The following is a 9,204-nucleotide window of genomic DNA, read 5'->3' as shown; positions in this document are numbered from 1 at the left end:
AGGGCTGAGCGCATCCAGCATGTGGGATGGCTGAGCAGGTGAGCGGGACAATGCAACGGTTTGAATGGGATCGGCATGCCCAAGCCACAGGCGCCTCGTTCGAGGGTAAGCTTTCAGCAGAGTTTCAGCACCCACCAGCGTTCCACCCGGCTGCGGATTCGGAGATCCGCGCTCCGCTGACACTCGCGGCTCGCCGTTGACTTCGCGGTGCATCTCTCAACCATGCGCGCCCCATGCGTCTCCGCTCTTTCCAAGGTCTCGTCCCTGCCCCCCAGCATGCTGCCGCCGTCGCGGCCGTGCCTTATGATGTCGTCAACCGCGAGGAATCCTACGCTCTCGCCCACGACAAGCCTTTGAACCTCCTGCACGTGGACCGTGCGGAGATCGACCTGCCGCTGTCCGTGGATCCCTACTCCGCCGAGGTGTATGCGAAGGCGAACGAGAACTTCCTGAAGCTGCAGGCAGACGGCGTGCTCGTGCGTGAGTCCGAAAAGGCGCTGTATCTGTATCGCCAGACCATCGGCACCCACAGCCAGACCGGTCTTGTGGGTGTCTGCCACACCGAGGACTATGAGGATGACGTGATCAAGAAGCACGAGAAGACCCGCCAGGACAAGGAAGACGACCGCACCCGTCTGGTGGACAGCCTGAGCGCGAATACCGGCCCCATCTTCCTGACCTATCGCGGCACCTCCGCCATCGATGCGATCATCCAGGGTCACATGGCTGCCAATGCTCCGCAGCACGATTTCGTGGCCGCTGACGGCGTGCAGCACCAGGTCTGGAAACTGCCAACCGAATCCTGCAAGCAGCTTGAGGCGCTCTTCACCCAGGATGTGCCTGCCTCCTACATCGCCGATGGTCACCACCGTGCTGCCAGCGCCTTCCGCGTGAGCAAGCTGCGCCGCGAGCGCAATCGCGCCCACAATGGCGATGAGGACTACAACTGGTTCCTCTGCGTGCTCTTCCCCGGCAACGAGCTCAAGATTCTCCCTTACAACCGCGCGGTGAAGGATCTGAATGGCCGCACACCCGAGGCCTTCCTGGCCGAGGTGAGCAGCATCTTCACTGTGACGCCGACAGAGACAAAATCCCCCGCCCTGCCCGGTCATGCCAGCATGTATCTCGGCGGCAAGTGGTATGACCTGGCCTGGAAGCCAGCGGCTGATGCGAGCCCGATCGACCTTCTTGATGTCAGCATTTTGCAGGACCGCCTGCTGAAGCCTGTGCTCGGCATCGATGATCCGCGCACGAGCAAGCGCATCGACTTCATCGGTGGCATCCGCGGCACTGCGGAACTGGAAAAGCTGGTGGACGCTGGTGCCCACGCCGTGGCCTTCTCCATGCATCCCGTGACGGTGGACCAGCTCATGGCCATCTCCGATGCGAACCAGATCATGCCTCCGAAGAGCACCTGGTTTGAGCCGAAGCTGCGCTCCGGCTTGTTCATTCACACGTTCTAAGACTGAGACGAGATCATTCCAAAGCTCCTCCTGACTCAGGAGGAGCTTTTTTGTTTTCAGGCCTCGTTCCCCCAACGTCCACACATCAACGCATCGAAGGCCGCGGCGCAGAAGGAGCGCGACGCTCCTTTCGTCATTCGTCGACATACCACTATCGAGTCACATCAACGCTCTTTCCGAACGCAGGCGAGCAAACCAATGTCTGCCATCCCTCCATGACCGTTCCCGAAGTTCTCCTGGAAAAAGTATTGTCGCGCCTCGGCTTTGGCCATCGTCCTGAAACAAGCCTCGCAGGCCTCTCCGCCGTCTATGCAGCCTGGTGCCAGAAGGTGCCTTTTGATAATGTGCAGAAGCTGGTGCACCTGTATGAAGGCCGGCCCGGCGCGCTGCCAGGCACGGATCCGAACAACGGATTGGACAATTGGTTACGCCATGGCACGGGCGGCACCTGCTGGTCCAGCTCCACCTCGCTCTTTGCCCTGGTGAAGGGTCTTGGCTTTGAGGCCGAGCGCGGCATCGCCACCATGCTCGCAGCTCCGAATCTGCCGCCGAACCATGCCACGGTGCGCGTGAAGATCGACGGCCTGCATTACCTCATCGACTCCGCCATTTTGTTTGGCGAGCCGCTGCTGCTGGATGGTCCTGATGAACTGAAGATCGATCATCCCGCCTGGGGCCTGACCGGCACACGCGCCGAAGATGGCCGCTGGACTCTGCGCTGGCCCGCGCTGCACGTGCCCACCGGCTTTGATTGCCGCTATGAATACTTCGGCGTGGGTCATGATGACTACGTGCAGCGCCACGAATCCACCCGCGACTGGAGCCCTTTCAACTATCAGCTCACCGCGCGGCGCAATCGCGGCAATGAAGTCATCGGCGCCAGCTTTGGCAATGGTGTCACTCTGCGTGCTGATGGCAGCGTGGAAGTAAAGGAGATCGACGATACCGAACGCCGCCGCATGCTCATCGAAGACTTCGGCATGAGCGAGGAGATCGTGTCAAGACTGCCTGTGGATCGCCCGACGCCACCTCCACCGGGATCAGCGACGGCGAGAGCGCAAGCGGCCTGAACCCAACCTAGCATTTGCTTATATTTTGTTAGGCATTTCCGCCGTCATCCGGCCCAGTGTAGGCCGGGACGGTGTGGAAGCCTTGACCTGGACCTTCCAGGCGGCGTGCAAGCTCGATGAGATGCAGGGTGAGGGCGAGACGGTTGCCGCAGCCGGTCTTGTTGAAGAGGCTGGTCACATGACTCTTCACGGTCTGCACGTGGACGTTCATCAGCAGGCCGATCTCCACGTTGGACTTGCCCTCGACGAGCCAGCAGGCCACCTCGCTCTCGCGTGGCGTGTAGCCTGCGCGACAGAAGGTGGAGGGTGAGATGACGACCTCATCCCGCACCTTTTGCCGCGCCGTGGCCAGACGCAGGGCGTTGGCGAGGTGCGGCTGCGCCAGGGTGAGCATGAGGCGGTCGCGCTCACTGAACTCACGCGGTCCCGCCCGTTCGAGACCAAACCAGAGACGCCTCCCGTCATCCGTGGGCACATACAGCGCGCCATGATGGTCCATGCCGAGAAGATGGAAGCATTCACTATAAAGGTCCAGGTCGCGAAACTGGCGCTGACTGACAAAATCAGAGCTGAAGAAGGGTTTTCCGTCATTCACACTGGGATCAAAATTCGACATGGGATACTTCCACATGCAGCGGCCGAAGCCTTCGACACCCGCCACCCAGTCCGGAGTCATGAAGCTCGTGGCCATGTCCATGGTGCCCTTGGCCGGATCCAGGTTCGCGTAGTTGATCTGCTCCACCCCGATCAGGGTGTGGAGAAACTTGAAGGCCGCCTCAGGAAAACCGCTGAGCCTCAGATCCGGCTGGTAGAGAGCCAGCGTGGCGTCACTGAGGGTCTGAAGATCGGCGGAGGTGACCATGGGCGGAAGAATGGCTGGCAGATCATCGACTGGACAGCATTTTTGATCCCCTGCAATCTCCGACCCCCTACCAAAGTATGGGTTAGGCGGCCTAACGGAAAATGGTTTTGGAATTTGGGTGATGTTAGGGCTGTGGGATGCGCACATCCAGCCTCTCCCGTCTCATCATCCTCTGGAGCCTTCTCGCTGCGACTCCCAGCTATGCGGGAGTGGTGCTTTCCGGTGGCATCACCCTGGTCAAGGAAGGTGGCACGGGCCATGGCACGGCTTCAAACATCGCGCTCGGGAAAACGGCGTTTGCAAAGGATGAGATAGGCGCGGCACCGCACGCGATCTCAAAGGTGAATGACGGCCAGTCTGGCAATTCCAACTCCTGGATCGCGGGCACGCAAAACAGCTTTGTGGGGATCAACCTGGGGGCAACGGCGCTGCCTGTGCGCGGTGTGGCCTTCGCACGTGATAACAATGGCACCTACACGGACCGCACCTTTGGACTGTATGAACTGCAGTACACAACCACGCCAAACCCCGGCGCCGCCACGCCGGAAGGAAGCTGGACGACGGTCGGCACGATGGACTACCAGACTGCGGGCGGGGCAAATTTTTCCCTGCCATCACGCCGCCATCTGTTCAACCTGCCGTCCACCGTGATGGCCACAGGCATCCGGCTGAAGGTGAATGCCACCACGGCCTTCGATCTGACCTGCGTGGATGAACTGGAGGTGTATGACCAGCCCTTGCTGGCTGCGCCGGTGCTCATCACCCAGGGGGAAAGATTTCGCTCCAACAATCTCGCCGAGGGAAAGCCAGCCTTTGCACAAAACGAGATCGGCGTGGCTCCGCACACCGTCAGCAAGCTGAACAATGGACTCTACGGCAACACGGAGGCGTGGATTGCCGGAGCGAGCACCACGTTTGCAGGCATCAATCTGGGCAGCACGCCGGTCACCCTCAACAAGGTGGCCTTTAGTCGCGACCACACGGGGGCTGTCTCAGACCGCTGGGCAGGGACCTACACCTTTCAATACACGACCACGCCAAATCCGGGTGCGAGCACGCCGGACGCGGACTGGATCTCGCTGGGCGTGGTGGACTACGCCACACTGCCGACGACGGGTCTTTTCAGCCAGCCTGCGCGTCGGCATGTCTGGAGCTTTGTCGAGGTGCAGGCCACGGGCTTCCGCCTGAAGATCGTCACCACGGGAGGCAGCGCCCAATACGTCGCCCTGGATGAGATCGAGCTCTACGACTCCAACAACCATGAGCTGAACCCGCCCATGATCACCCCTCCAGCGAATGTGACCGTGAGCAGCACAAGTCTGGACGGTGCGATCGTGACGTATCCGCCCGCCACCGTGGTGGATGAGAGTGCCCCGGCACCTTCAGTGACCTACAGCCATCCGAGCGGGAGCGCCTTTCCGATGGGGGCCACGACGGTGACGGTCACCGCCACGGACAGCTTCGGCATTGTGGCAACCTCTACCTTCACCGTGTCAGTCACGGCATCGGCAGGCGGCATCTTCCTGTCCGACAACCTAGCTGCTGGAAAGACGGCTTTCGCCAAGGATGAAATCGGCGTGGCACCGCATGCGATCCCCAATCTGAACGACGGTGGCTACGGCAACGCCTCCTCATGGATCGCAGGCTCGGCGGACAGCTTCGTGGGGATCAATCTGGGCACCACGCCAGTTCAAATCAGCCAGGTGGCCTGGGGCCGAGATAACACAGGCGCGGCGGTTGATCGCTGGCCGGGTGTCTACACCCTTCAATACACGACCGTGCCGAATCCGAAGGCGACCACGCCTGATGCAAGCTGGACGACTCTCAGCGTGGTGGACACAGCAGTGCTGACGGCGGCAGGCACCTACCCGGGACCGCAGCGGCGGCATCGGTGGAGTTTCACGCCAGTGATGGCCACAGGCTTCCGCTTGCTCACCCTCGCACCTGGCGATGCCAGCACCCACATTGCCATTGATGAGCTGGAACTCTATGACAGCACGGCCACCGTGCCGGCCAGCGGCCTGATCTTGATCGCCTCGGGCTTGATCGCGCCGAGCACTCTCACCCAGAGTTTCACCGCGAACATGGGTGCTACCACGATCAGGCAGTTCATGATCTACAATGCCGGCGGCAGCAGCGTGCCGGTGAATGTGTCTCTGTCCGGCGGCAGCGCAGATGCGTTCATCCTCAATGATGTCACCGTCCCTGCCAGCCTGGCCGCAGGTGCCACCGCAGTCTTCACCGTGAGCCACTCACCGTTTGCCATTGGTGATGTGCAGACGGTGATCGTCCATGTGACCGGCGCCGCGCCCGCGCCTTACGCCATCACGCTGCGAGCCTCTGGCATAGACACCCAGCCTCCGGTCATCTCACCGCGTGCAGCCGTGACGCACCACACCACCACCTACACGAGCCAGATCGTGACTTTCGAACCCGCCGAGGTCTCGGACAATTATGATCCCGCGCCCGTGGTCACTTACAGTCACCCCAGCGGCAGCACCTTCCCGTATGGTCTCACGGAAGTCACCGTCACGGCCGTGGATGACAACGGCAATACGAGCACAAGCAAGTTCACGGTCGAGGTCATCAACCAACTCACGCTGCGGGAGCAAGGCTCCGGACCTCACAGTGACAATCTCGCCATCGTAAACACGGCCTTTGCCAGCTACTACTACGGCTCCTACTCGCCATCGCAGGCCAACAATGGAATCTACGGGCTGAACAACTCATGGCGCACGGGAGGCAGCCCGGCATTTTTTGGGATTAGTTTCGGGTCCACCCTCACCACGGTCTCCCAGGCCGCCTGGGGACACGACAACGGCGGAAACAGCTCGCTAGGAAGTTCTTTCCTGGCCGAATACACGCTGCAATACACGACCACACCGAATCCTGACGCCAACGCCACCTGGGTCAACATCGGGCGCGTGGACTACCGCAACATCTCGCACAGCGGCCTGATGTCCGAACCCAGGTTCCGACACCTGTGGAGTTTTCCGCCGGTTCAGGCCACTGGCATTCGGCTGCTGATGAAAAACGACGAGATTTATCCCGCGTTCGCCATCGACGAATTCGAACTCTACGACGAGGCCACCAGCCATGAACTGAACGCCCCTTTCATCGCCAACATGCCCACGGTGCAGGGCACCAGCCTTGATGGCAGCCCGGTGCCCGTGACCTATCCGGTGCCTGCCGTGTTTGACGACACAGACCCGGCTCCCGTCATCACTTTCAATCCCCCTGCAGGCACGCCCTTTGCACGCGGCCAGCATTCGGTCCTCGTCACTGCTACAGACATGCATGGCAATGCGGCGACGAAGAGCCTCGGCGTCGTGGTTTCATCCCAGGGAGCACCCGCGCTGGTCGGCCAGGGTGGCGTGGTGAAAGCTGGCAATCTCTGCTCTGGAAAAACGGCTTTTGCCAAGGATGAGATCGGCGTCGCGCCCCACGCCATCAGCAAAGTGATCGACGGCCTTTACGGCAATGCGAGCTCATGGATCCCTGGGTCCGTAAACAGCTTCATTGGTGTGAATCTCGGTGCATCACCCGTGACGCTGGACCGCGTGGCCTGGGGTCGTGATAACACGGGAGCGAGCACTGACCGCTGGTCCGGCCTCTATTTCCTGGAGTATACCACCACGCCGAATCCCAATGAAACCACGCCTGACTCCGCCTGGACAACGATCTGGATGGTAGACTACACGACCATGGCGGTTTCAGGCAGTTTCAGCCAGCCTTCACGTCGTCATCTGTGGAGTTTTGCGCCTGTTCAGGCTACCGGCTTCCGGCTGCGGATGCTGCCGGCAGCGGCCACCATCGCCATTGACGAGATCGAACTCTACAACAGCGCCACTCTCGCTGACACAAGCGCGCCGGTGATCGCCACGCACGCGAATGTCAGCGCCAGCGCCCCCACTGGAGCCAGCATGACGGTCACCTACAATCCTGCGGCGGTGAGTGATGACCTGGATCCGGCACCTGTGATGACCTACTCGCCCCCGAGTGGCAGCTCGTTTTCGCTGGGGGACACACTGGTCACCATCACCGCCACGGATGCTGCGGGAAACAGCAGCACGAGCACTTTCACCGTCACCGTCACGCGCCCCCTGCAGCTCGTCCGTCAGGCGGGCAGATCCATGACGAACAACCTCGCCAGCGGCAGGACAGCCTTTGCCAAGGATGTGATCGGCGCGGCTCCACACAGCATCTCCAACCTCAACAACGGCACTTATGGCAACCCGAGTTCCTGGCTCGCTGGCAGCGCCTCGAGCTTCATCGGCATCAATCTCGGAGCCGTGCCCGTCACGCTGACCCAGGTCGCCTTTGGCCGCGATAACACAAACATCTCCGCAGACCGCTGGCCCGGTGTCTACACGCTTCAATACACGACCACCCCGAATCCCGATGCCAGCACACCGGATGCGCAGTGGATCAGCTTTGGCGTCCTGGACTACAACACGCTGCCCACGACCGGCCTTTTCAGCCAGGCAAACCGCCGTCACCTGTGGAGCTTTCCCGCGCTGCAGGCCACGGGCTTCCGCATGAAAATCCAGTCTCCCAATGGCGGCAGCGGTCTCGTGGCCATTGATGAACTGGAGCTCTACGATGACACCGCCATCTCACGGGAGCCACCCGTCATCAGCACGCACCCGAATGTCTCCCTCACCGTGAACTCGCTGGCGGGAGGCGTCGTCCACTACTCACCCGCTATCGCAGCGGACGATGATGATCCAGCGCCCGTCATCACCTACTCCCGCGCCAGCGGCAGTCTGTTCCCCCTTGGCGGGACATCCGTCACCATCACGGCCACCGACCTCTATGGAAACAGCAGCACATCCACCTTCGACGTCGTGGTAAGTCTTCCAGCTCCGGTGCTACGTGGCCAGGGCGGCAGCATCGCCTCGGGAAATCTCGCGGCGGGAGCGCCTGTGTTTTCCTCCGACTTCACTCCTGGGCACGAACATGCTTTGCTCAACAACGGCACTTATGGCGACAGCAGCTCATGGACCCCCTACTTCTCGTTCGGCAGTGTCGGTATCAATTTCGGTGCCACGCCCGTGCCCATCAGCCGTGTGGCCTTCGGCCGGGATAACACCGGCGTGGTGACTGACCGCTGGCAGGCCATCTATTACCTCCAGTTTACCACCGTTCCAAACCCCAATCTGATGACGCCCGATGAGGCCTGGACTCTGCTCGGGACGATTGACTACACAACCATCCCCCAGACCGGTCTCTTCAGCCACCCTGCGCGCCGCCACGTGTGGTCATTCTTCCCCGTGCTCGCCACCGGCTTCCGCATCTTTGCCACGTCCTACGGCGGCTCGGTGGGCAATTATGTGGCCATTGATGAACTCGAACTCTACAACTCCCCGCTCGAGGGCTGGCGCACGCAGCACTTTGGCACCGGCTCCTTCAAGGTCGGCCTGGGTGATGACTACGACAACGATGGCCTAACCAATCTTGAAGAATTCGCCTTCGGCTTCAACCCCACCAAGAGCAGGCGCGACGGCCTGAGCTACCAGGGCAACGTCATTGTGCCCGGCCTGCCGGTTGCGAATCCGCTGAGCGCCATGTTCGTTCGGCGCAAGGACTACGCCGCCGCGGGCCTGACTTACACCGTGGAAATGAGTCCCGACCTGAGCTTCTGGAACCCTGCCACCACGCCACCCACAGTCCTGGCGGATGACGGCCTCCACGAGGTGCTCAGCGTCCCCTTCCCTCCAGCGCAGGACCGGTACTTCTTCCGCGTGAAAGTGACCGCCAGCCCGTGATCGAGCGGGTATGCGGTAGCTTGAGCATTGAAGAATCGAGG

The 9,204-nt window shown here is 61.3% G+C and carries 5 protein-coding genes; 3 read left to right on the top strand and 2 right to left on the bottom strand.

The window, feature by feature from the left end:
- A partial coding sequence (locus tag BGE01nite_RS29465) for a hypothetical protein (protein ID WP_218033084.1) occupies positions 1 to 213 on the bottom strand: 213 nt, incomplete at its 3' end.
- Between the two features lie 20 nt (positions 214 to 233).
- Here BGE01nite_RS29465 and BGE01nite_RS23590 point away from each other — a divergent pair.
- Together BGE01nite_RS23590 and BGE01nite_RS23585 are read left to right on the top strand one after the other, a co-directional pair.
- Positions 234 to 1,463, top strand: a complete 1,230-nt coding sequence (locus BGE01nite_RS23590) for a DUF1015 domain-containing protein (RefSeq protein ID WP_146854360.1) — start codon at positions 234 to 236, stop codon at positions 1,461 to 1,463.
- A 215-nt stretch (positions 1,464 to 1,678) separates the two neighbouring features.
- On the top strand, positions 1,679 to 2,533 hold the full coding sequence (locus BGE01nite_RS23585; RefSeq protein WP_146854358.1) for an arylamine N-acetyltransferase: 855 nt from the start codon (positions 1,679 to 1,681) through the stop codon (positions 2,531 to 2,533).
- A 28-nt stretch (positions 2,534 to 2,561) separates the two neighbouring features.
- Here BGE01nite_RS23585 and BGE01nite_RS23580 read toward each other — a convergent pair whose 3' ends face one another.
- Entirely contained in the window at positions 2,562 to 3,395 is an 834-nt protein-coding gene (locus BGE01nite_RS23580) for a helix-turn-helix transcriptional regulator (RefSeq protein ID WP_170267007.1), read from the bottom strand.
- 137 nt (positions 3,396 to 3,532) lie between these two features.
- Here BGE01nite_RS23580 and BGE01nite_RS23575 point away from each other — a divergent pair, with 137 nt between their 5' ends.
- On the top strand, positions 3,533 to 9,163 hold the full coding sequence (locus BGE01nite_RS23575) for an HYR domain-containing protein (RefSeq protein WP_146854354.1): 5,631 nt from the start codon (positions 3,533 to 3,535) through the stop codon (positions 9,161 to 9,163).
- Positions 9,164 to 9,204 lie beyond the last annotated feature (41 nt).

This window comes from Prosthecobacter gellanilyticus, from assembly GCF_007992435.1.
In the GTDB taxonomy this organism is placed as follows: Bacteria; Verrucomicrobiota; Verrucomicrobiia; order Verrucomicrobiales; family Verrucomicrobiaceae; genus Prosthecobacter; species Prosthecobacter gellanilyticus.
This window is presented reverse-complemented; position numbering and strand designations above follow the sequence as displayed.